The sequence below is a fragment of the Hyunsoonleella pacifica genome (assembly GCF_004310335.1).
Lineage (GTDB): Bacteria > Bacteroidota > Bacteroidia > Flavobacteriales > Flavobacteriaceae > Jejuia > Jejuia pacifica.
Map to the genome: position 1 here is coordinate 36,297 of NZ_SIRS01000006.1, position 21,997 is coordinate 58,293.

At 33.4% G+C, this 21,997-nt stretch carries 19 protein-coding genes; 5 read left to right on the top strand and 14 right to left on the bottom strand.

Annotated features, from left to right (window positions below; all coding sequences use genetic code 11):
- The coding region (locus EYD46_RS14595) for a T9SS type A sorting domain-containing protein (protein ID WP_165454391.1) at positions 1-2,111 on the top strand (2,111 nt) is incomplete at its 5' end.
- 105 nt (positions 2,112-2,216) lie between these two features.
- On the opposite strand, the gene EYD46_RS14600 is transcribed toward EYD46_RS14595, so the two are convergent.
- The 4 genes from EYD46_RS14600 to EYD46_RS14615 form a co-directional block, all read right to left on the bottom strand.
- Positions 2,217-3,308, bottom strand: a complete 1,092-nt coding sequence (locus EYD46_RS14600; protein WP_130937914.1) for an SGNH/GDSL hydrolase family protein — start codon at positions 3,306-3,308, stop codon at positions 2,217-2,219.
- 18 nt (positions 3,309-3,326) lie between these two features.
- On the bottom strand, positions 3,327-5,681 hold the full coding sequence (locus tag EYD46_RS14605; RefSeq protein ID WP_241657679.1) for a TonB-dependent receptor plug domain-containing protein: 2,355 nt from the start codon (positions 5,679-5,681) through the stop codon (positions 3,327-3,329).
- A complete protein-coding gene (locus tag EYD46_RS14610; protein WP_229731355.1) occupies positions 5,674-6,573 on the bottom strand; it encodes a FecR family protein in 900 nt (299 codons plus the stop codon). Before EYD46_RS14610 ends, EYD46_RS14605 begins: the two co-directional genes overlap by 8 nt.
- Before the next feature lie 151 nt (positions 6,574-6,724).
- On the bottom strand, positions 6,725-7,243 hold the full coding sequence (locus tag EYD46_RS14615) for an RNA polymerase sigma factor (protein ID WP_130937915.1): 519 nt from the start codon (positions 7,241-7,243) through the stop codon (positions 6,725-6,727).
- A gap of 223 nt (positions 7,244-7,466) precedes the next feature.
- On the opposite strand from EYD46_RS14615, the gene EYD46_RS14620 reads away from it, so the two are divergent.
- Positions 7,467-9,197, top strand: coding sequence for a hypothetical protein (locus tag EYD46_RS14620; RefSeq protein WP_130937916.1), 1,731 nt, complete (start codon positions 7,467-7,469; stop codon positions 9,195-9,197).
- Positions 9,198-9,840: 643 nt separating this feature from the next.
- On the opposite strand, the gene EYD46_RS14625 is transcribed toward EYD46_RS14620, so the two are convergent.
- Positions 9,841-11,010: a tRNA amino-acyl synthetase gene (locus EYD46_RS14625; protein ID WP_130937917.1), complete on the bottom strand. Its 1,170-nt coding sequence runs from the start codon at positions 11,008-11,010 to the stop codon at positions 9,841-9,843.
- Positions 11,011-11,305: 295 nt separating this feature from the next.
- On the opposite strand from EYD46_RS14625, the gene ffh reads away from it, so the two are divergent.
- Together ffh and folD are read left to right on the top strand one after the other, a co-directional pair.
- Complete coding sequence (ffh, locus tag EYD46_RS14630; protein ID WP_130937918.1) at positions 11,306-12,634, top strand: signal recognition particle protein; 1,329 nt, start codon at positions 11,306-11,308, stop codon at positions 12,632-12,634.
- Positions 12,635-12,714: 80 nt separating this feature from the next.
- A complete protein-coding gene (gene folD / locus EYD46_RS14635) occupies positions 12,715-13,590 on the top strand; it encodes a bifunctional methylenetetrahydrofolate dehydrogenase/methenyltetrahydrofolate cyclohydrolase FolD (protein WP_130937919.1) in 876 nt (291 codons plus the stop codon).
- 99 nt (positions 13,591-13,689) lie between these two features.
- Here folD and EYD46_RS14640 read toward each other — a convergent pair whose 3' ends face one another.
- The 8 genes from EYD46_RS14640 to EYD46_RS14675 all read right to left on the bottom strand — a co-directional run bounded on the left by EYD46_RS14640 (position 13,690) and on the right by EYD46_RS14675 (position 20,558).
- Positions 13,690-14,448 (bottom strand): pseudouridine synthase, encoded by a 759-nt coding sequence (locus tag EYD46_RS14640; protein ID WP_130937920.1) that lies wholly within the window; start codon positions 14,446-14,448, stop codon positions 13,690-13,692.
- An 18-nt stretch (positions 14,449-14,466) separates the two neighbouring features.
- A complete protein-coding gene (locus EYD46_RS14645; RefSeq protein WP_130937921.1) occupies positions 14,467-15,294 on the bottom strand; it encodes an alpha/beta hydrolase in 828 nt (275 codons plus the stop codon).
- Positions 15,295-15,297: 3 nt separating this feature from the next.
- On the bottom strand, positions 15,298-15,660 hold the full coding sequence (locus tag EYD46_RS14650; protein WP_130937922.1) for a cupin domain-containing protein: 363 nt from the start codon (positions 15,658-15,660) through the stop codon (positions 15,298-15,300).
- 1 nt (position 15,661) lies between these two features.
- Positions 15,662-16,636, bottom strand: coding sequence for a YitT family protein (locus EYD46_RS14655; protein ID WP_130937923.1), 975 nt, complete (start codon positions 16,634-16,636; stop codon positions 15,662-15,664).
- Between the two features lie 3 nt (positions 16,637-16,639).
- Complete coding sequence (locus EYD46_RS14660; protein WP_130937924.1) at positions 16,640-17,197, bottom strand: hypothetical protein; 558 nt, start codon at positions 17,195-17,197, stop codon at positions 16,640-16,642.
- Between the two features lie 28 nt (positions 17,198-17,225).
- On the bottom strand, positions 17,226-18,767 hold the full coding sequence (locus EYD46_RS14665; protein ID WP_130937925.1) for a helicase HerA-like domain-containing protein: 1,542 nt from the start codon (positions 18,765-18,767) through the stop codon (positions 17,226-17,228).
- A 65-nt stretch (positions 18,768-18,832) separates the two neighbouring features.
- The gene (locus EYD46_RS14670; protein WP_130937926.1) at positions 18,833-19,561 is read right to left on the bottom strand and encodes a hypothetical protein; all 729 of its coding nucleotides are present in this window, start codon (positions 19,559-19,561) and stop codon (positions 18,833-18,835) included.
- A gap of 238 nt (positions 19,562-19,799) precedes the next feature.
- Positions 19,800-20,558, bottom strand: coding sequence for a discoidin/SUN/FTP domain-containing protein (locus tag EYD46_RS14675; protein WP_130937927.1), 759 nt, complete (start codon positions 20,556-20,558; stop codon positions 19,800-19,802).
- Between the two features lie 95 nt (positions 20,559-20,653).
- Here EYD46_RS14675 and EYD46_RS14680 point away from each other — a divergent pair, with 95 nt between their 5' ends.
- Complete coding sequence (locus EYD46_RS14680) at positions 20,654-21,283, top strand: 7-carboxy-7-deazaguanine synthase QueE (protein WP_130937928.1); 630 nt, start codon at positions 20,654-20,656, stop codon at positions 21,281-21,283.
- A 79-nt stretch (positions 21,284-21,362) separates the two neighbouring features.
- Here EYD46_RS14680 and EYD46_RS14685 read toward each other — a convergent pair whose 3' ends face one another.
- Complete coding sequence (locus tag EYD46_RS14685) at positions 21,363-21,911, bottom strand: GNAT family N-acetyltransferase (protein ID WP_130937929.1); 549 nt, start codon at positions 21,909-21,911, stop codon at positions 21,363-21,365.
- Between the last annotated feature and the right edge of the window lie 86 nt (positions 21,912-21,997).

Genomic DNA, 21,997 nt, shown 5'->3' on the forward strand with positions numbered 1-21,997 from the left:
CAGGCGATAATTTAGTAATAGAAGCAGTAGACTCAGCACCAAGCTTTGCAGTAACAGCACCAGGAAAATATACCATCCACACGTTAGTATACGATGGCAGACCTGACAGTGCTAACTTCTTAGACTTAGGAGTAGTAGAGTTTGGCGTAACTACGGGAGTAGATGTATTAAACCTAGTAGGATCAGCAGGTATCTGTGCGTCTTTAGATGCAGCAGGTGCACCAGTAATGGTAGAAGCCTGTACAGCCGATGCAGGAACGTTAACCGCCGATGCCGATACAGTAACCTTAACAGGAGATAGTGTAACCATAAATGCTACCCCAGATGGTAACATAGTAGTACCAGATTATTACAGTCAAATCTTTGTACTAACCTCAGGCGATAATTTAGTAATAGAAGCAGTAGACTCAGCACCAAGCTTTGCAGTAACAGCACCAGGAAAATATACCATCCACACGTTAGTATACGATGGCAGACCTGACAGTGCTAACTTCTTAAACTTAGGTATTGTTAACTTTGGTGAGACTACAGGAGGAGATGTTTTAGAGGTAGTTATGTATAATAGTTTATGTGCATCGTTAGATGTTTCAGGAGCAATGATTACAGTAATAGCACCAGAAGAATGTACTGCAAATGCAGGAACTTTGGCAGCTAATGCTACAGAAGTATGTTCAACAGGAGAGGTGGTAATATCTGCTCAACCAAATGGAGATGCTAATGTACCGCAAGACTATTCTGTATTATATGTACTGACCGAAGGAAATGAGTTGATTATTCGTCAAATAGCTGATACACCTGAATTCACTATTTCCGGTGGTGGTAATTACACAATTCACACGTTTGTATATCCAACAGATTTAGATTTAAGTGGAGTTGTGCCAAATGTAACAACAGGTTTTGATGTGAATGGACTTTTAATCCAAGGAGGAGGAGAGTTATGTGCTTCTCTAGACGTAGCAGGTGCATCAGTAAGTATAATAAATCCAGATGCAGGAACATTAACTGCAGCCTCTAACGCTGTAACTTTATCAGGAGGTTCTGCAATATTATCAGCTACACCTAATGGAGATGCTAATGTTCCAGCAGGATATAGCGTGTTGTATTTTCTTACTCAAGGTAATGAATTATTAATACGCCAAGTAGGAGGTGCTCCTGAGTTCACAGTAAATGAAGCAGGAAATTATACAATTCATACATTGGTATATCCAACAGATTTAGATTTAGGTGGAGTAGTGCCAAATGAAACGACAGGTTTTGATGTAAATGGACTTTTAATTCAAGGAGGAGGAAGCTTATGTGCATCGCTAGATGTAACGGGTGCTCCTGTGATGGTAGAAAATGAGGAAGAAATTTGTGAAGCATCTTCGGGTAAAATGTACTCTCCAAAGCCAATTCAATGTTTAGATAGAAATGGAGCAACAATTGCCGCTAAGTTCTATCAACAACCAAATGTTCCAGAAGGATACGCACAGTTATATGTGTTAACAGAGGCCTTCTCTTTAACAATTTTACAAGTATCAGAATTACCAGAGTTTACTGTTGACCATCAAGGGTTTTATAGAATTCATAGCCTAGTGTACAATCCTAATACTTTAGATTTAAGTATTGTTCAATTAGGGAAAACAACAGGTTTTGATGTAGTAAACTTAGTAACTGAAAATAATATTTGTGCATCATTAGATGTTAGAGGAGCAATTAATTTGGTAATTGGTTCTAAATGGTTCTGTTATTTCTTTAATAAATACAGAGCAAGCCATTGGAACAATAGAAATGGAAAAGGTCCTAATGATAATGATTTAGCTGCTTACATAGATACTTACAATAGTTATGAAGAGTTTGAGGCATCATTTGTAGATCAAAATGATGAAGTAAGATTCTATCCCAATCCAGTTGTAAATAATTTGAATGTTGAGATTAGATTATTTGATAACGAGGAAATGAGCTATAGCATCATGGATGTAAGGGGAAGAATGATTATGAGTGGTTCTGCAGAAGCATTAAAATCTGGTAAATTTACTATAAATACAAACCGATTTGCAAAAGGAATGTATGTTGTGAATTTTGTATCAGAATTTAGAACAGTAACCAAGAAGATAATTATTGAGAAATAATTGATAAACGTTAACATCACTATCTTAGTGATGGAAATAGTTAAAACAAAGAAGCCACTACCATAGTGGCTTCTTCTTATTTTAGCTTGTACTTAATATTTGTATTTACCAATTAATATGAGTTTCAATAAATGAAATTAAACCATTGGCAAGTACTTTCTGTTCGTTTACAGAAGGGTGTCTGCCAGTTTTTTTATAGGGTGCAAAATAGGTGTGGATTTTAGAGTCATTCAATTTTTTTACCGCAGATGTAATGTACTCTGGCCATAATGATGCTTCTCTTGTTACGTCCATATTTCCAAGCATACAAATGATATGGGATTCAGGGTAATGGCCTCTTATTTTGTTAACGAAAACCCTATAAGCTTCTATTATTTCTGATGCATTGGGACGTTTATCATTAAATCTTATTTTAAAATTTTCATTTTCAGGCATTTCTACTAGCCAAGAATCGTTTTGAAATAAATTGATTACTACTACATCAGGTTGATACAAAGAAAAATCCCATTTACTGTTTGGATTAAATGGATCTAATCTATCATACATTTCAGGCATGATTATATTGTGCCAGCTTACCATAATTCCAATGCCACTTTTACAAATGGCATGATATTCAGCATTAAAATGGCGTGCGGTAATAGCAGCATAACTCAAATAATTATTTGTATAAGTGCTGTCGGGAGAATCTTTACCTGTTAAATCTTCCACAGCATAACCCACAGTAATAGAATTTCCGTAAAACTCTATTTTTCTTTTTTTAGGAGGCGACTTTGGTAAAATTTTAGCGTGTTTTCCTTTTATTTTAAAATTGAAAAACGATGTAGTGCCGTAATGCGGTTCTGTACGTTTAAAAATCTCAATGCTATGTTTACCCTCTTTTAAATTTTTAGCTAATGTGTAATAGGTTTTTATTTTGTCTGGTCGTAGAATATAAATACTATCCCTATCTAAAATAACATTATAATAACTATTACCAGTATCGTCCTTAAGTAAAGCAGCAATCGAAGAGCCTTCAAAGTTTATGGTAACAGAGCTTCCAGGCCAATATAATTTTGTTGATTCTGAAGAAAGCGAATCTATTCTGCCTTCATAGCTTAAATTAGGGTGATTGTAGTTGGCTATAATGCTATTACCTTCTTTGTGTTTTGATTTACATCCAAGAGTTATAACAAATAAAAGCCCTATCATATATTTCATGGAGTAATCGGTTTTATATTAAAAAATCACTCTAAAACTTACATTTGGTGTTATGCCCAGAGAGATGTTTTCAATAGGAGTTATATCATTATCAGTATTCAAAATATAGTATCTATTCAGGATGTTTTTCTTATTTAAAATATTCCAAAGTGAGGCGCCGATTACAGCTTTTGAGGCATTTGAAATATTAAAGTTATAAGTAGCAGAGATATCGGCACGCATATAATCTTCCAAATTAGAAGCATTGGGAGGTATGGAGTAATTTATACGTGTGTCTCCTTCATTTTGATTAAAAGTAGGCAGCGTTGTTGGTCTGCCAGAAAACCAGTTAAAACCTGCAGCAAGTTTAAATCCCTTATAGGTATAAGTGCTCGCAAACGTTAAAGAATGTCTCACATCTGCATTATTCGGGAATGGTTGTCCGTTATTAAGCTCTGGGAAAATATAATTATTTATACTATAAGAATAGCCTAACCAAGTACTTACTACATTTTGAAACTGTTTATTAATAAGTATATCAACACCCTTAATTTCATAACTTCCAATTTCGTATTCAAATTGATATTGGTTCTGGAACCCTTGGCTTCGTGTGGTAATGCCATCTACTTTTTTGATGAAAGCTTCGGCACTGATCAAAAAACTATTTTTATTAAAATGAATGCCTGCTGAAGCTTGTTTACTTTTTACAATAGGCACGGGATAAAGCGATTTTCCATTATTTATTTCTACTTCAGTTTTATCGTTTGAAGCTATCCATCTTCGCTTTTCAATACCAAGAAAATCATTTTGTAAATCGATGATTTGTGTAGTGGTTTGACTCTTAAACTCTCCTAAAAGTTCAAATCTAAAATTATTTAAAAACCGCTGACTAAAATTAAGTCTAGGTTCTACCAGTATATCATCAGAAATATCTAAATGGGTTGCTCTAACACCAATATTTAATCTAGTTTTTGCATTGGTAGAAAGGAATGCACTTTCTGCATAAATTGAATTACTTCTAACAATATCACGAATAAAACTCCTAAAATTAGGATTATTAACATCCTCTAAATTACTAATGCCTATTTCAGAAGCTTGGTATCCCAAATTAAATTTGAAGTTGTGGTTTGGTTTATAATCTATATCCAATCTTGCCGACCCATCAATTACTTCGTTTTCTTGGATTAAGCGTTGCTCGTTAATGATATCAAAGTTAGTAGCGTCTAAATCGTAATTAGTTACATAAAATTGTGCTCTGGTAGAAAGTACATTACTCCAATTTCTTGTATAAGTTATGCCATAAGCAGAGTTTTTTTGTGATAGGCTACTATTAAGAGCTTCAGCTCTATTGTTTATGGTAGAACGCTCTTCATAGTTTAAAGAATTGTTGATGTTCATGAAATGAAGTCGAAGTTTGTCCTTTTTTGTGATATTGTATAGAAATTTAGCTGTGATGTCATAAAACGAAAAATCCTCGTTTTGGGAAATAATTGCATCACTTTGCGCATTATTTGATAAATCAGAATCTTGAAACACACGTTTAAAATATTGATCGTAGGTGGGGGTTACAATTAAATCGGTAATAGAGCGTCTAGTTGAAATTTGCAGCTCTGTATTTTGAGTTAAGGGTATTTTAGCATAACCATGAGCATTAATTAGGTTTGAACCAATTCCTGCTGTAAACTCTCCGTCAATATCATCAGATAACTGCATATCGATAACGCCAGAAATACCATCTCCAAATCTAGCTCTAGTACCATTTTTAGATACGTTTACCTTTTTTGTCGTATAAGGATTAAAAGCTGAAATCAATCCAAAAAAATGTCCAGATTGGTACATTTTAATGCCATCCCAAAGCATTAAATTTTGATCATGAGTGCCTCCACGAATATTGATATTGGACACAGATTCTTCAACACTAAACACACCTGGTAATGCTTGAATAGTTTGTAATACATCAGGTTCAATAAGCCCAGGGAGAATTCCAAATTTTTCAGGTTTTACAGTAAGAGAACCGTCATTAAGTTTAGTAATACCAGAAGTTAAATAGTTATTTACAACCACTTCTTCAAGTTGTTCTCTAATAATAGTTTTATCGTTTTTAGAGGGCTTTACAATGGATACAAAGCGTTCACTTATAATATTAAACTTTAAATTGGTATCCAGTTCAAGTTCAAAAAGTACATCCGCTAGTTCTAAGTCTGTTTCTGGTAAAATAGCTTCAACATCAGCAATTGTTTCATCAACATAAGAAAAGCTAATATCATAGCGCTCAGAAAGTATTTTTAAAATAGCAATAAGCGGTTGCGTTTTTTGATTGGTCTGTGAGAAACCTTGTAAGCCAATCAAAAAAAATAAGATACTTAGAAGAAGAAGGCGTCCTTTTCTATTCACGCTTTAAAATAATCGTATTGTTTTGTTTACTATACGTTACTTGTAAAGGTAATGCAATAGATTTTAATGCTACATCAATATTTTTATGAGTAAATGATCCCGTAAAGAGTTGCGTAGAATCTACACCAACTAAAGTAATGTTAACTCCATATTGTCTTTCAAATTCGGCAACAACTTGTTTAAACGGAATACTTTTAAACTCACTTTCGTTATTTAACCACGAAGGTGTGGAGCGATACTCTTTTTCTTTAGCAATAATTTTCCCATCGATAACCAAAAAACTGTCTCCAGGTTTTAATTTTGTTTCTTGAGAATTGTGTGTTACCCCAACTAATCCTTCGTAGCAAATAACCTCAAAATAATTGTCCCGTTGTTTTACATTAAATTGAGTACCATAAACCGTAACGGTTCCTGATGTTGTGTTTACGTTAAATGTAGAGCCTTTGGCTACCTTAAAAAAAGCTTCGCCTTGCAATTCTACATCACGTTGTGTTTTCCAATCATTTTTATTATAAGCTAACAACGACTTTGCGTTGAGGGAAACGGTAGATGCATCTGGTAAAACTTCTGTTTTAACTTCAGCAATTTCAGTTAAAATAGTAGTATCTAGTGTAGTAGTGTAGTAATACACACTAAAACAAATAGCTATAACAGCAGCAACTCGCATAAGAGGTTTTAACCAATGCGTTTTTGGTTTGCTATCGCCTTTAATGGTAGATAAAACGGTTTCTAACTCAGCAGAAGTATCGTACGTATCTGCCTTAAAGTGTTGCAGATTGGTATGTAACTTCACTAATTCATCATAGTCTTCGAGTTTTTTAAATACCTCAAGTTCCTGATCGTTTAGATCGTTATTTAACCATTTTAATATGAGTGCTTCTCTGTTCATCATGTCGTTATTCAATTATATAACAAGTGAATTTATTTTTTTCCTACCCTATCATTTATTTTTTTTTCAAAAACTTAAATTTCAGTGTTCAGTGTTCAGTGTTCAGTGTTCAGTGTTCGATATCTGCTAATTGTAATTGAATGCTGTTTACTAATCAAAGTTCTTTAATCTCCTTCCGTAGTTTAGTTAATGCTCCATAAATACGTTTTTCAACCGCTTTGGTAGAAATATCTAATAGTTCAGCGATTTCCTTAAAACGTTTTCCTTCAACACGATTCATCATAAAAGCAACACGTTGTGGTTCGGTTAAATTTGCCAAAGCACGTTGCAGTTTATCATTATATTCAGATTCCTGCATTAAAAACTCAGGACTTTCATTGGTGCTCATCTTCGGTTTTGAAGTTTGCTGATGTTTTAATACAACTTTCTGATGCGCTACCTCATTTAGCATTAAATTATTTGCAGTAGTAAACACAAAACCCTTTGCTTTATCGGGCGATACCTTGGCGCAGTTTTGCCACAACTTTACAAAAGCCTCTTGTACTTTATCCTTTGGGTTTAGTAATTCACCAAACTTATAATATAAAAAGTCGTGTAAATTTTTAGAATGCTTGTTAAATATTGAAGAAAATATATGTTCCTCACAAATATTTTCATGTAATTGTTTGGCCATTGGTTTGTTGGTTAACGCCACTAAAATAAAGGTTTTTTGGTTTTAGGTTTTGGAATTTAGAATTTATTTTTTGAATTTTTTTTAGATACAAGGGTAGGAGTTTTTAAAGATAGCATGTTTTATAATAAAATGCTTGAGCACATCTTAACGTTTAGTACAACTATTCTTTAAGAAACAAAAAAAGAAAAAAAGATTTTACAAGTTTAACCCAAAAACATATACCATGAAAACCAAGTTTAAATTTCTAGTATTATTACCATTTTTTGCCCTTTTACTATTCACTTCTTGTCAGGAGGAGACAGTTGAGATTTCTTCTCCAGACGAGACTGAAGCACTTACTGCAACTTCAGAGCTTACAAGCTTTATTAGTGCTACGTCTAAAAACGACGGTTCTAAAGACAATATTATTGATGGTACAAGTTGTATCTCTGTAAAACTGCCAGTTGTTGTAAAAGTTCGTGGGGTAGAGATTAGAATTGATTCTGAAGCAGACTATATAAAAATAAAGCGTTTATATGACGAAGTTGCAGATGACATAGACCGTTTAGATATTATATTTCCAATTACCATCATCACTTCAGATCATGAAGAAATTACAATAGAAAATGCAGAAGCATTATCAGAGTTTATTGCGGAATGTAAAGATGATGACGAAGAAGAAGAAAAAGAAATACGATGTGTAGATTTTCAATTCCCAATTGCATTTTCAATATTCGATAGAGATTTTCAAACGATTGAAGTTGTAACTATTGAAAATAACAGACAATTGCACCGTTTTATGAAACGTGTTAAAAATTCAGAAGTATTTGCTAGTCTTAACTTTCCAGTAAATATGGTGTTAAAAGACGGCACTGTGTTAACAGCTGAAAATAACGAGCAATTAAGACGTATTATCGCGGTAGCAAAAGATAGTTGCGAGGAAGAAGAAGATTTTTCAAAAGAGCGTTTAGAAAATTATTTAAAAAGATGCCCTTGGATAGTTTACGAATTTAAAAGAGATAACCAAGATAATGATGAGTATGCACAATATGCTATTAATTTTAAAGATGATGGAGTAGTAACAATGCGTTCTAGAAATGGCGATGTGTTAACTGGAGAATGGGGATTAAGACGTACAAGACGCGGTGTACTTTTAAAGATGGCGTTTGAGAATTTAGCTGATTTTACTTTAGAATGGTTGTTATACGATTTTGAAGATGGAAAGATTAAAGTATTCGAAGCAGGAGGAAACAGAATTATTCTTAAAAGAAACTGTGAAGTAGTAGTTGATATTACAAAAGAACGTGTAGAAAACTTCTTAAAAGAATGTTTATGGAGAGTAGCAAGATTACAAGTTGTAGGTGCTGATGATGAAAAGAAATATATCGGTACACCACTTAAATTCTTTGGAGATAACATTGTGAAAATTAGAATTAATGGAGAATTAGTAGAAGGTACATACGAAGTGTTAGTAAGAAATGCTGGAATTGGTTTAGAAATAAATTTAGAAGGAAGGCCAAACTTAAAATTACAATGGTTAATTACATTCTTAGGAGAAGATTTAATCAAGCTAAATAATGAAAATAACCAAATGATTTTAAAGAGAGACTGTCCTGATAACGATGAAGATGTAAATTACATTACAGAGGTATTGATAAGTGGCGTTTGGGAAGTAGCATCTTATATGGTTCTTGATGCAGATTTAACTCAAAACTTTGAAGGTTATGTAATAGGCTTCAACGAAAACGGAAGATTATTTGCAGAAGGTCAAGGTAATAATTATGTTGGGTCTTGGAGAGGTTACAGATACGAAGGCTTAAACTTAGGTTTAAACTTCGGAACCGATGATGCACCATTTTTCGAATTAAGACACAGATGGAAAATTAAAGAAATCACACCAAATAGAATTGAGTTAAAAGATTATAATTCTAATGGAGAAATAGAGCGCATATTAGTTCTAGAAAACATACAGTAATTTGAAAAAGAGAATACATATTGCTTTTGGTTGATAAAGGAACTTCTTAAGTATTCAATTGTAGGTTAGTTAACTAAGATTCCTTTGTAAAGGCTGCTAAATTTAATTTGGCAGCCTTTTTTTAGTGAAACCCAAACTTGAGCGGCTTGTAGAGCGCACTCAAGTTTGTTGGTTGAACTAATCCCGCTGAGGAGCGGGATCATTTAGTGTAATTAAGTTTTTTTGTCGAACTACTACATGTTGTAGGCAAGTTACTTAAAAGGGCGGACTATCTGATATACCTAACGACAAGTCTTTTAGATTCTGTCATTCCTGCGACATGTGCTGAACTTGTTTCAGTAAGGCAGGAATCCACATAAAAATGCTAATCAACTTTAAAGCTAAGTATTATTAATAATCAAAGCTTAAGGATGTAGTTACTATACCTCATAATAGCTAATTTGCTAACTTTAGTTTTAACCTAAAGTATAATTGTGTTTTGGGAGGTTCGTTTAACGGTTTTGTGTATGTTTCAGTTGCGTGGTTTAAGCACTAAAATAGCAAATAATTACTGAATGGAAAATCCGCGAGGATTTTCCAAAGTAGGCAAGAAACTAGCAATTGAATATACACGTGGTTGGCAACTGGCTTTTCCTTTCAAATGTTAGAATATATTAAAATCATTTAACCTATTACAAAGTCGAATATGCTTATTTAACAAATCCTCATATGTTACCAAACTCACTTCTGTAAAATTAAAATCGCTTTTTAGTTCTTCAATCAGATTTTCATTATATCTTTTTTCTTCAGAAGAACCCATCAAAAGCGTGTATTCATATTGATTGTATATTTTACCTAAATACTTCCTTATATAATATTCGTTCGCCTCATTTTTGGATTCCATATAATTTTTATAACGAATTACTTGTTCAAATCCTTTTTTTGCTTTGGATAAAAGTTGGTCTCTGTTTTTCCATAACAGCCTTTGAGATTGTCGTTTAACCTCAAAAATTTCGGGAAATCTAATCGCATAATCAAAGGGTTTATTGATAAAATCAGGTTCGTTATATCTTCTTGTATTATTTATATAAAGATGTTTTTCGTAAAGTAGTTTGTTGAAGTTTTCTCCTTTGACAAAAGTTGGGTTATCTCGTAAAAAATCGTGAAACTCTTTTTCAAGGTATTTTGTTGGTCTTTTTAAAGTTTCTTTCATTTTCTTTTCGAAGAGTTCATTTGAATCTAAAAGGTTTTTATAATTGAAATCAGTCCAGATATAATTCAGCGAGTTCGATTTTTTATCTACAAACTGTCTTGATAAAACTTTTAATTTGTAGTATGATATAAATGATTTACGATGAATTGAATAACTTTTGTGAGTTTTTGGGTCAAGCCCAATTAGTTCTAAATCGTCAGCAAATGATGTTCTCCATTTTTTTACTGAACTCGTAATATTATGTTTTAAGTTAATGTAGTTATTAGGGAAATTTTCAATTACAGCATCGAATCCGTCTGAAATTGTAGCAGATTGGTTTTCTCTATCTTCTATTAACAAAAATGGTATAGATTTTAATTGAAAATTTTGAGATGAATAATTTTCTAATGAATCTCTAATCCAGTTCAGAATGGTTTTAGAGTTGCTATTTTGAAATTTCCAATCCGATATTATGAAATCAAGATGCTTATCTTTTTCAACTAAATTTTTGGTTAGAAAATCTTTCGCTTTTGTTAAAGATTTAAAATGATGAAAATCTCGTTCCTCAGTATAAGGCTGAAATATTCTTAGTGCTTCTTCTTTTGTAAAATTTTGCTGGTTAGAAATAAAAAGAATGGTCATTAATTATTTCAGATGTTTGTTGCTCTAGCTTGTTGCCAACAGTACCACGGATATGCGCCGTTGTGATACTGAAACCAGTTCAGCACAGGTGGCTTATATCCACCGTTAAACGAAGTTAGTAGAAAATTTTTACAAAATCAAATAGTGTTCTCTGTAAAACATCAGTTTAAATTAGGTTGTAAAACCCCAAATCTACCCTGTAAAAAACCAAATATTTCGCTATTTTTGCAATTCAAAAAATGTAATATAAAAGGCGTGCTGCATACTGCAACTGCCTACTGAATACTAAAAAATTATGTTCAATAATTTAAGCGATAAACTAGATAAAGCCCTACACGTTCTTAAAGGACACGGCAGCATTACCGAGGTAAACGTAGCCGAAACCTTAAAAGAAGTAAGACGTGCGCTTTTAGATGCCGATGTTAACTTTAAAATAGCCAAACAGTTTACTAATACCGTTAAGGAAAAAGCATTGGGACAAAACGTATTAACTACGTTACAACCAGGGCAACTTATGGTAAAAATTGTAAAAGATGAGCTAACTGAGTTAATGGGAGGTGATGCAGAAGGGATTAATTTGTCGGGCACACCAAGCGTCATTTTAATGTCTGGTCTACAAGGTTCTGGTAAAACCACATTTTCAGGAAAGCTTGCTAATTATCTTAAAAATAAAAAGACAAAAAAGCCTTTATTGGTAGCCTGTGATGTATATCGTCCTGCAGCGATAGATCAGTTGCATGTAGTTGGAGAGCAAATTAATGTTGAGGTATTTAGTGATAGAGGTAATACTAATCCTGTAGCCATAGCTCAAGCTGGTATTGCACATGCAAAAGCAAATGGGTTTAATGTGGTAATTATAGATACCGCAGGGCGTTTAGCAGTAGATGAGGCGATGATGGATGAGATATCAAACATCCACAAAGCCATCAAGCCACAAGAAACACTATTTGTAGTGGATTCTATGACTGGGCAAGATGCTGTAAATACAGCTAAAGCCTTTAATGATATATTGAATTTTGATGGGGTTATCTTAACTAAATTAGATGGAGATACACGTGGTGGTGCAGCTATTTCTATTAAATCGGTTGTAAACAAACCTATAAAATTTATTGGTACAGGCGAGAAAATGGAAGCTATTGATGTATTCTATCCGTCTCGTATGGCAGATCGTATTTTGGGAATGGGAGATGTAGTGTCTCTTGTAGAACGTGCCCAAGAACAGTTTGATGAGGAAGAGGCTAGAAAACTTCAAAAGAAAATTGCTAAAAACCAATTTGGATTTGACGATTTTTTAAAGCAAATACAGCAAATTAAGAAAATGGGAAACATGAAAGACCTTGTTGGTATGATTCCCGGAGCAGGAAAAATGATGAAAGATGTAGATATTGATGATGATGCCTTTAAAGGTATTGAAGCGATAATTCATTCTATGACACCAAAAGAACGCTCTAACCCATCAGTATTAAATGCAAGTAGAAAAAAACGTGTTGCTAAAGGTTCTGGTACTTCGGTTCAAGAAGTAAATCAACTGTTAAAGCAGTTCAACCAAATGAGCAAGATGATGAAAATGATGCAAGGTGGCGGAGGCAAAAAGATGATGCAGATGATGCAGAATATGAGATAACTTAGGTTTTTGCTCTTGGCTCTTAGCCTTTAGTAAAAACTATATCCAATACCTATTATCCAAAAAACTAAAACCTGAAAATGACACTACTAGACGGTAAAAAGATAAGTAACGATATAAAAAACGAAATAGCCGAACATGTACAATCCATGGTTGCTAAAGGCGAAAAAGTACCGCATTTAGCTGCTGTTTTAGTGGGCTCTGATGGTGCAAGTATGACGTATGTTGGTGCTAAGGTAAAAGCTTGTGAACGTATTGGTTTTAAGTCTACACTCATCGAAATGCCAGAGTATACTTCAGAAGAAGAGTTATTGGAAAAGATACATCAATTAAATACTGATAGCGACATTGATGGTTTTATTGTACAATTACCGTTACCAGATCAGATTGATGAGCAAAAAGTGTTGATGGCCATAGACCCTGATAAAGATGTAGATGGCTTTCATCCAACCAATGTTGGGCGTATGGCACTAGACTTACCAACATTTTTACCAGCTACACCCTATGGTATTATGGAGTTACTAGAACGTTACCAAATTGAAACCTCTGGAAAGAATGTTGTGGTAATGGGTAGAAGTCATATAGTTGGACGACCAATGAGTATTTTAATGAGCCAAAAACGTCCAGCAGGAGATGCCACAGTTACTGTAGTACATAGTCGTTCTAAAAATTTAAAAGAAATAACTAAAGCAGCTGATATCGTAGTTGCTGCAATAGGAATATCTGAGTTTTTAACAGGCGATATGGTAAAAGAAGATGCTGTAATAATTGATGTTGGCATTACTCGTGTACCAGACCAAACTAAGAAGAATGGGTACCGACTTGCTGGAGATGTACACTTTGAAAGTGTAAGTAAGAAAGCAAGTTACATAACACCAGTTCCAGGAGGTGTAGGGCCTATGACGATTGCTATGTTGCTTAAAAATACGTTGTTAGCCAGAGAGCGACACGGTTAATATCAGCAACTACTCTTATTAAAAAAAGTGTTTTTTGAGATCCGAATCAGTCAAAATTATATTATTGCTGAGAGGTAAATGCGCTATAAACTTTAATAGTTAAGTTTTTAGGTTTCTTTTAACGGGTTTGTATGTCTTTGAGGAGTCTTTTATTAGGTTGTCTAACTCTGCAAACTCTTTGTTAGTAAGTTCTCTGTATTTACCTATTGGTACATCTAAGTTAATATTCATTATCCTAACACGTTTAAGTGTTTGTACCTCATAATTTAAATGCGAACACATTCTACGTATTTGTCTGTTTAACCCTTGTGTGAGTATTATTTTAAAGGTATTAGAATTTATCTTTTTAACTTTACAAGGTTTGGTGGTTTGTTTTAACTCTTCTAAGAAAACACCTCTAGACATACGTTCAATAAACGTTTGCGAAATGGGTCTATCAACAGTAACCACATATTCTTTTTCATGGTTGTTACTTGCTCTAAGAATTTTATTTACTATATCTCCATCGTCAGTGAGAAGAATTAAACCCTCACTGGGTTTATCTAGTCTCCCAATTGGAAAAATGCGTTTGTGATAACCAATAAAATCTATAATATTGTCTTTTTCAACACGTGTGTCTGTAGTACATACAATACCAACAGGTTTATAAAAAGCTAAGTAAACAAACGCTTCTTTTTTAGCGCCTACAATTTCGCCATCTACAGCAACTACATCATTGGGGCCTACTTTTGTACCCATTTCGGGTATAGAACCGTTAATGGTAACACGACCATCATCAATAAGTTTATCTGCGGCCCTACGTGAGCAATACCCAGCTTCACTCAAAAATTTATTAATACGTTTTAAAGGTATTTCCATAGTGCAAAAATAAGCATCTTATTCTTCTAAGAAGTCTAAAATATTTTTGGTTACAGATGTACTGTTTAAAGAATGTCCCAACCCTTCAGTGGTAATTAGTTTACTGTTTTTAAAAGTCTTGTTGATGCGTTTAGCGTCAGTATAAGGAATTATCATGTCTTTTATATCATGAATAATAAGGCCTTTAGCCTCAATGTCTTTAGAGAATTTAGAGGTTGAAAAATCACTAGGTTTTGCACCAAATTTCTTTAGGATGACACGATGAAGTTGTTTTTCAATCCGTTTATTGTAGCCTAAAAGTTTGATGTAATTTTTAAGTATACTTGAGAATTCTGAAGGCGCACCAAGTAATACCATTTTGTTTAGAGTAGCCAATTGGTATTTCTGTTGAAAAAATACGGATGCCATACCACCAACTGAATGCCCAATAATGATTTCTGGAGTGTGTGTCTTAGCTACCACGTTAATAAATTCTGCATATAGAAGCGCATTAAATAGTTTACTTCCAGAAGCACCATGAGCTGGGGCATCTAAAGCAATGATATTAAAGTCTTCTTTTATAAAATGATTTATTTTGTTTTTCCATCTTGCAGAATTGCTTTCCCAACCATGAACCAAAAGAATGGTGGCTTTATTACCTTTCCAATGGTAAGTGGCAATTTTAAGGTTTTCGTATGTTAAGAATTCTTGTTCAGCGGTGTCTAAAAAAGCGATATCTGTAGGTCTTAATTTGCCTTTTCTAGGTGTAGAAAATAAATGCAGAGCCTTATTTGCCGCATAATCGCCAGTTACATAGCTCAAAATATTTAAATAAGTGCCAATGAGCTTAACAATAAATTTCTCCATTAGTTAGTCTTCTCTATGCACTTTCTCCATTGAAAAAGCAGGTGTACAAATAGCAATGTATTCACAAGGCTCGGTAAACGGATTAGAATATTGAACCCGAGTGTGTTTTTCAATCTTAATAGATTGCCCTGCTTCTAATGTAACAGTATCTCCATCAATAATAAACTGTTTTTTGCCTTTGATGATGAAAGTATACTCATCAAATTCTGGTGTTTGAAACGGTTCACTCCAACCTGGAGGAGCTATCATGTGGGCAATGCTAATTTTAGAATCTCCAGTGGTTGGTATGCCAAAATGTTCTTTAATTACTTTCCCGTCGTTAGTTGGAACCACAAAAGGGTTGTTTTGAATGGTGTACTTCTTCATTTTAATCTTTAAAGGGTTTTCGCTTAATCATACCACCTTTTATATCTTTTACAATACCCATAATTAAAAAAGCTTTTCTGTCAATTTTATCAATTTCGGTTTTTATTCTAGGCAATTCTAAACGTGTAATCACTGTATAAATAATATCTTTTTCATCACTCTCTCCCTCTTTTCCGTAGCCCCCTTTTCCTTTGTAAACCGTACAGGCGCGTCCTAGTTTTTTGGTTAACATTCTTTTAATGTCTTCGTGTTTACCGGAGATAATGGTAAGCCCAACATATTCTTCTACGCCATCTACTACAAAATCTACGGTTTTAGCAGCGGCCAAATAAGTTAAAATGGCATAAAGAGCAGTTTCAATAGACAAAATATATGCACCAAACGAAAAGATGATGATATTAATGATAAGTAAAACATCGCCAACAGTAACAGATAATTTTCTACTTAAATAAATAGCCAATACTTCTGTGCCATCAATAACGCTACGACCTCTCATGGACATTCCTATTCCTAAGCCAAGAAAAAAGCCTCCAAAAATAGCAATGAGTAGCTTGTCTTCTGTTATTTTTGGATAATTTACATAGTGCACTACAATGGCTAAAAAAGCTATAGCTCCAATACTTCGTAGTGCAAATTTTAAACTTACCGTTTTTGAGGCTAAAATGATAAATGGAATATTAACTATAATAAGGAGTACGCCTAATTTTAGAGATGTAATATTTTCTAACAAAAGTGAAATACCAGTGGCACCGCCATCTATAAAACTATTTGGAAGCAGAAATCCCTTAAGACCAAAGCCAGCTGAAAACACACCAATAATTATAAAGATGTACTCTCCAATAGCATGCGATAATTCAACATACAAACGTCTGGCTAATGGCAAAACGTCCTTTTTGCTTACGGGAGTGTTAGCTTGTTTTTTTTGTAGTCTTTTACGAGCTACATCTATTAATATTTTTGATATAAATGGATTCAAATATTAGTGCCAGTTTATGAAAAAGTATTTAATTTTTGCGTTATCAGGAATATGGGTAGCTTCAATTTGAAGATCCATATCTAATCGTAAATTTGATGGTAATTCTTTTTTGTCAATTGTAAAACTAGTATTAATACTTTTTACTGTTACTACAATTGAGTTAATTAAATTATCAATTCTTGTAATGTTATAATTGTCAGCAATGTCTTTAAATGTACTTAATATATTAATGTTTTTATCAGTTTTATAACGCTCATCAATAATTTGAACTGTTTGGAATACTGAGGTAGAATCTAAAGCCTCAGCAGGTTCTAGAATAAGTAATTGTTTACCTGTTTTATCTATAATTTCAATATTATTTTTGTTTCCTATAAACTCATCGCCACCAATACGCTTTACAATCGAATCATTAGGAAATACAAGTTCTAAATCTTTTACTTGAGTTGAATCTGTAAGCAGACCAACATGTTGTTTTGAAATTTCAAATGGATTTTGCGCTTTATTACAAGCCAATAAACAGACTAGAAAAACACAAAGAGAATATATAGTTGATTTATGCATTTTGATAAAATTAAGTTGGGGTATTGAATTATTTACGCATTACTTTAGTAAGAATGCCAAAAACACTTCTTATAAAAGTAGCACTGGTAAGTACTTTTACTACAGGATTCATGCGTGTACTTTTTCGACGGGAAGAAGTGGTCCTTTTTTTTGCCTTTGCCTTTTCAAGTGCTTCTTTTTCTTGTTTCGCTTTTTCTTTAGCTTCTTCAGCTTCGGCTTTTTTTATTTTTTCATTTAATAACTCATAAGCACTTTCTCTATCTATTGTTTCATTGTACTTTTTAGTCAGCTTTGATTTAGAAAGTAATGATGCTAATTCAGTATTTGTTAAAACATCCATTCTACTCATTGGTGCCCGCATCATTGTTGCTGCAAGAGGTGTTGGTCTCCCTTTTTCGTCTAAAGCAGATACTAAAGCTTCTCCAATTCCTAGCGAGGTTAAAACATCTGTAGTATCATAATACTCAGAATCTGGATAGTTTTGGGCAGTTAACTTAATAGCTTTCCTGTCTTTTGCAGTAAATGCTCTTAAAGCATGTTGTACTTTTAAACCTAACTGACCTAATACTTCCTCTGGGACGTCTGCCGGGTTTTGTGTAACAAAATATAAACCTACGCCTTTACTTCTAATCAATTTTACAATGCTTTCAATTTGATCTAAGAGTGCTTTTGAAGCTTCATTAAATATTAAATGTGCTTCATCTATAAATAGTATCAATTCAGGTCTTCCACTGTCGCCTTGTTCTGGAAATGTTGAATAGATCTCGGCCAATAAACTCAGCATAAATGTTGAGAATAATTTAGGTTTATCTTGAATATCTGTTAATCTAATAATATTTATGTAGCCTCTGCCCTCATCATCAACACGTAATAAATCATCAACATCAAAAGATGTTTCGCCAAAAAACAAATCAGCACCTTGTTGTTCTAATTCTATAATTTTACGAAGAATTGCACCTGTAGAAGCAGTTGAAATTCGTCCATAAGCTTCAGTAAATTCGGCTTTACCTTCTTGGGTAGCATATTGTAATATTTTTTTAAAGTCTTTTAAATCGAGTAGAGGTAATTTATTATCATCACAATATTTGAAAATTACTGAGACAATTCCTGATTGGGTTTCAGTTAAATCTAAAATTCTAGATAATAATACAGGCCCAAATTCGCTAATAGTTGCTCTTAAACGTACACCGTCTTGTTCGGATAATGTTAAAACTTCAACAGGAAAAGCTTTTGCTTCAAAGGGTAAACCAATTTTTTCATGACGCTCATCAATTTTTGGATGCCCAGGACTTGGTTGCGCTAACCCACTTAAATCTCCTTTAATATCCATTAGTAATACAGGAATTCCTTTGTCGCTCAGATTTTCAGCCAAAACCTGTAGCGATTTTGTTTTACCTGTTCCTGTTGCTCCTGCTATCAACCCATGACGGTTCAAGGTTTTTAGTGGTATTTTTACATGTGCGCCAGTTACGGTTTCTCCATCTAACATGGCTGCCCCTATAGGTATGTAGTCACCTTTGGTTGTATTGCCTTCAGTAATATATTTAAAAAAAGTGTCTTTTGTACTCATACCTTATATTTTGTATAAAAATACAGGAAAAATGAAGAACAAAAAATTGCTTATGGCATTAAACTTTATTTTATTTTTTCTATGTAGATATTTGAGGTGCCAGCACTTCTAAAAACTGCGGGTGCAGAGTTTCCTCCTCTAATGGTTTGTACACTAATGGTTTGTCCTGCGGTAATGTTAAATACTTCAGTAATATGCAGTGAAGCTTCTACATGTCCAGCATTATGTCTCACATAACCTGTATTTCCTATTGTGCCAGTTGGTGTTCCATTTATGGCTATTTGGGCTTCAACTGATACTCTTTGATCAGAATTATTATTAACAGTAGGAACTCTGTAGGCTATATTTACTGTAATTTTATAACGCCCAGTGGTATTAATTGTTAAAGTATTTCCAGCTTGAGTATATAATGTGGTATCATCATTCCAGCTTAAAGTACCAAAAATAGGAATGCTGGCATAAGAACCATTATTATTAATATTTGTTGTTGTGTCTGAATTACTATATTTAACCGATGATGGGTGCGAAATCTTGCTCCAATCTGGAGTAGCTATAGATCCACAATTAAATTGAAATTCTTTAAGATCAGTATTATATACCATTAAACCATTAGCTGGATCTATAATTGCATTAATTTGTGCCGTGGTAAGCCTAGGGATTAAAACACCTTTATCAGTAGATTCTATATCTAAAACAGAAGAATCATCAGGATTTGTTGTGCCAATGCCTACTTGGGCATAAGAGCTAGAACTGATGATTATACACAACAGAAATATGTATACTATATTATTCATTTTGAGAGACTTTGAGGTGTTTTTTAGCAATTAACAATAACAAATATAAGAAAACACGACGAAGCGAAAAAAATACATTAAAATGAGTTTCGTATAAAATTACTTTAGATTTATGTTTTTGTTTACTCATGAATTAAGTTATGGAACCATTACTAGAAAAAAGGTGGTGTATGTAACTATGTCATAAAAGAGAGGTTTTACATAAGGAGAAAAAAGGTATTTAAGGAAGTTAGATTCTCTATTGGGCATAAATCGTCAACTCAGAAAAATTTATAACACCACCACCTCCAGCATTGCCGCCATTCTCGACTACTAATCTTATCTCATCTGCTAATACACTTGGTATGTTTAGTGTATTGTCGCCAGTTACAGATGTGTTAATTGCTGTAGTTGTATGTACCAATGCACCAGCATTGTAAAGTTCTATAATAATATTCTCAATTCTATTGGTACAACAGTCATTTCTGCCGTTAAGTATAATTTGATTTATAGTGTATGCTGAAGGTAAGTTAATACCAAAACCCCAATCTACAGTAGTACTTGGGTTTCTGGAAGAATGAAAGGTTGCCGCACCTGTATTATCAATATCATCGAATAAGGATGTATAACCACCATAGCTGTTATATGAGTTGTAAGCGGAAAAACTAACATTACTTATGCCTATAATATCTCTTATTAATCGTTGTTGTGTTGGTACTTCAGTCATAAGTCTCAACCATTGTATTCCATTAAAAATATAAATTCCCGATTGAATAGCAGTGTTGGAAGAAGGGCTATAAACCATTAAGCCTTCAGCGGGAGATGGTACTGTGGTAACGTCGAAAGTGCCTGTTAAGTTTACTATTGGAGGTAAGAGTCCTCGATTAGATGAGGAAATATGCAAAACAGAGGATGGATCAGGAGAAGTAGTTCCTATTCCAACTTGTGCGTAACTTGAAAAGTTTTTGATATTAAACAATAATATCAAAACAATTATTTTTTTTATGTTTGAGAGCATAACAACTTACAGATTAAAAATCGATGTAAAGCTAAAAAAAATCGACGAAATACAAAACAAATTTAAAATATTTGAATTTGTATCTTTGCGCGCTCATGAATAAGGACATAGAAATATTAGTAGAAAAAGGACTCATGTTACCATTAATGGAAGAGTTCTATACAATACAGGGCGAGGGTTACCATAAAGGTACTGCAGCTTATTTTATACGTATTGGAGGTTGTGATGTAGGTTGCCATTGGTGTGATGTAAAAGAAAGTTGGAATGCAGCATTACATCCACCAACAGAAACTACTAAAATCGTGGAAAATGCTAAAAAATATAGTGATACCATTGTAGTTACTGGTGGTGAACCGTTGACTTGGGATATGACAGAGTTAACCGCCCAGCTAAAAGCAAACGGACTTCAAACACATATTGAGACCTCTGGAGCGTATAAATTAACAGGTAAGTGGGATTGGATATGTTTATCTCCAAAGAAGATGAAATTACCTACTAACGAGGTGTACAAGGAAGCTGATGAATTAAAGGTTATTGTTTATAATAAAGACGATTTGCGTTTCGCCGAAGAGCAAGCGGCCAAAGTGAATAAAGATTGCATACTATATTTGCAGCCTGAATGGAGTAAGCGTGATAAGGTAGTTCCATTAATTGTAGATTATGTAATGAAGCATCCAAAATGGAAGGTGTCTCTTCAAACACATAAATACTTGAATATACCTTAATTGATAAATTGATAGTAAGGTTAGTTTACTTCTTTAACACCAAATTATTCAAAATAATTTTGTGAAAAAGTATTTGTTCTTATTCCCAATCCCAAGATAGAATATTCCATTCGTCTGTAGTATCTCTAAAAGTATGTATGATTTTAAATCCTGTTTTTTCATGAGCTCTAAGTGATCTAGGATTGCTAGCAGAAACTTCGGTTACGCAAAGGTTGTATTGATCTGAATATGTTTCTTTATGCTTATTATATAGAGATTTAAATACACCTTTACCACGATAGTCTTCAGCAATACATATTTGTCCCATAACATAATAATTCAAATCACTAAGTTTCGAGTTTTTATATAATACATGCTCAAATGTGTTAAACATAGGAACAAGAATTGGAATTAAATTTTTATAGTCTTTTAGCATAGTTAAAGCATAAGCTACTACTTTCCCATTATCAACAGCAATAACATGTTTGGACTTACAATTCATTTCTTCTAATACCTTTAACGAATGCTTTACTGTTACAAAACCTTCTGAAGTCTTAACTTCATGAGAAATACTTTTGTAATAATTTTTGTTTTGTAGTTCAAGTATTTGATGGAGTTCGTCTTTTGATTCTGTTAGTTTTAGTATCATAAAGTTTTGAAAGAATTTGTATTCATCTAATCCTGTAAATTTAGAATCTTAAATTATCATGACAATAGCAATACAGTAGTTTTAGG